General features: G+C 48.1%; 1 protein-coding gene. It reads left to right on the plus strand.

Annotated elements, in window-relative coordinates; translation table 11 throughout:
- Positions 1-553: sensor histidine kinase (locus R7Z49_RS26935; RefSeq protein WP_318112726.1), on the plus strand; the 553-nt coding region annotated here is incomplete at both ends.

A 553-nucleotide genomic window follows, 5' to 3' on the forward strand; every position in this document is an offset into this window, starting at 1 on the left:
AGTCACGAGTTAAGAACACCATTATCGGCGGCGCACGGCATCCTCGATTTGCTGAATCGCCAAGTGACGGCCGATTCAAATCGCGAGTTGATCGCTCAGGCCATGCTGTCACTCAATCATTTGAATGTGCTAGTAGACGAAGTGTTGGATTACTCAAAGCTGGAAGCAGGCCAGTTAACCGTTGCTCCCGCTAAAACTGACTTACTCAAAACCTTGTGCGATGTGTTTAGAAGCTTTGAGCCAAGAGCGCTTGCGAAAGGTTTGGATTACAAAGTTACGATCAAGCCGTTTTCGGATGCGTTCATTGAAATCGATGCACTGAGATTAGTGCAAATCACCACCAATCTGCTCTCAAATGCCGTGAAATTCACAGCAGAAGGCGAGATCGGAATCAGTGTCATCCTGCACGAAAAGCAGCTTATTTTGAAAGTTGCAGATACGGGCATTGGCATGACGGATGGCCAACTCGAAGGCATTCTCAACCCGTTTGTTCAAGCGGATGACAGCATTACACGCAAATATGGCGGTACGGGGTTAGGGCTGAGCATCGTTG

The organism is Vibrio sp. 1562, assembly GCF_033340155.1.
Taxonomy (GTDB): domain Bacteria; phylum Pseudomonadota; class Gammaproteobacteria; order Enterobacterales; family Vibrionaceae; genus Vibrio; species Vibrio alginolyticus.